Annotated in this window: 2 protein-coding genes; both read left to right on the top strand. The window is 79.4% G+C overall.

What is annotated here, in order from left to right; translation table 11 throughout:
* The coding region (locus ABEB16_RS17125) for a VOC family protein (protein ID WP_345713433.1) at positions 1 to 1,074 on the top strand (1,074 nt) is incomplete at its 5' end.
* A 9-nt stretch (positions 1,075 to 1,083) separates the two neighbouring features.
* Positions 1,084 to 1,932: a phosphotransferase gene (locus ABEB16_RS17120; RefSeq protein WP_345713432.1), complete on the top strand. Its 849-nt coding sequence runs from the start codon at positions 1,084 to 1,086 to the stop codon at positions 1,930 to 1,932.
* Positions 1,933 to 1,945 lie beyond the last annotated feature (13 nt).

Here is a 1,945-nt window from a genome sequence, read left to right as displayed (position 1 = left end):
GGTGCGGCGCCCACCGGCGCGGGGCCCACGGGTGCCGGGCCGGCGCGCGAGGTCGTGCGGGTGCGCCCCGCGACACCGCCGGCGCCCGCGCTGCTGGGGCACTCGTTCGTCGAGCTCGGCGTGGACGCGGCCTCCGGCCCGCCGCTGGCCGCCGCGCTGCGGACGCTGGGTTTCACCCGGACCGGCCGGCACCGCACCAAACCCGTGCAACTGTGGCAGCAGGGCCAGGCGCGGGTGCTGCTGCACGACCTGCCCGCGGACGCCCCCGGGCGGGGCGCGGCCGGGGTCGCCGCCGTCGTCGCCCTGGGGCTGGAGAGCGAGGACCCGGCCGGTTCCGCGGCGCGCGCCGAGGCGCTGCTGGCCCCGGTGCTGCCCCGCGTCCGCGGCGCCGCCGAGGCGGAGCTGTCCGCCGTGGCCGCACCCGACGGCACCCAGCTCTTCTTCACCCGCACCGGCGCGGACGGCTGGCCGGCCGACTTCGTCCCCACCGCCGAACCGGCCGGGGCCGCCGCCGGGGTGAGCCGCATCGACCACGTCGGGCTCACCCAGCCGTTCGACGCCTACGACGAGGCCGCCCTGTTCTACCGGGCCGTGCTGGACCTGGACCCGCAGGCGGTCACCGAGGTCCAGGCGCCGTTCGGGCTCGTCCGCACCCGCGTGGTCACGGATCCGCGCCGCGTGGTCCGCCTCGTCCTCAGCGCCGCGAGGCTGCGGCGCGGGGACTGGGCCCCTGGGGTCCCGGCGCCGCAGCACGTCGCCCTGGCCACCGACGACGTCGTCGCGACGGCGCGGGCGCTGCGGGCCGCCGGGGCACCGCTGCTGGTGCTGCCGGCCAACTACGCCGACGACCTCGAGGCCCGCTTCGACCTGCCCGCGGAGCTGCTGGCCGCGGTCCGCGAGCACGGGCTGATGTACGAGGAGGACGCCGGCGGCGGGTACCTGCACCTGGCCACCGAGGTGCTCGGCGACCGGGTGTTCTTCGAGTTCGTGCAGCGGCTCGGGGGCTACGACGGCTGCGGCACCGCCGACGCCCCGGTCCGGATGGCCGCCCACCGGCGCGCGCGGGCCCGGTAGCTCGCCGCGGTGGAGGTCTCGCAGGCCCGGCGCGCGGTGGACGCGGCCACGTCGGTCGCCGCGTCGCTGGGCCTGGCGGTCGACGACGCGGTCGTCCTGCACGACTCCAGCAAGCTCACCCTGCGCCTGCTGCCCTGCGACACCGTGGCCCGGGTGGCACCCCTGGCGCACCAGGTGGCGCGGTTCGAGGTCGAGGTCGCCCGGCGGCTCGCCGCCCGCGGGAGCCCGGTGGCCGCCCCCGACCCGCGGGCGGGGCCGCACGTCCACGAGCGCGACGGTTTCGCGGTCACGCTGTGGACCCACCACGAACCCGTGACGACCGGGCCGGTCCCGCCGGCCGACTACGCCGACGCGCTGCGGCGGCTGCACGCCGGCATGCGCGAGGTCGACGTCCCCGCCGGGCACGTGCTGGACCGGGTCGGGCAGGCCCGGCGCCTCGTGGCCGACCGCGACCGCACCCCGGCGCTCACCGGGGCGGACCGGGAGCTGCTGGGCGGCGTGCTGCGGGACCTGGGGCGGGTGGTCGGCGGGCGCGGCACCGGGCAGCTGCTGCACGGCGAGCCGCACCCGGGCAACGTGCTCGCCGCGGCGGGCGGGCCGCTGTTCGTCGACTTCGAGACGTGCTGCCGCGGGCCCGTCGAGTTCGACCTGGCGCACGCGCCCGAGGAGGTCGCCGAGCACTACCCGGGCGTCGACCGGGACCTGCTGCGCGCGTGCCGCACCCTCGTCCTGGCGGTGGTCACGACGTGGCGCTGGGACCGCGACGACCAGCTCCCCGACGGGCGCCGGCTGGGCCGGGAGTGGCTCCAGCGGCTGCGGGCGGAGCTGGACCGCGACGGCCCGGGCGCCCGCGGCTGACCCGCGGGCCGGG

This window comes from Kineococcus glutinatus (assembly GCF_039542765.1).
GTDB classification, from domain to species: domain Bacteria; phylum Actinomycetota; class Actinomycetes; order Actinomycetales; family Kineococcaceae; genus Kineococcus_A; species Kineococcus_A glutinatus.
This window is presented reverse-complemented; position numbering and strand designations above follow the sequence as displayed.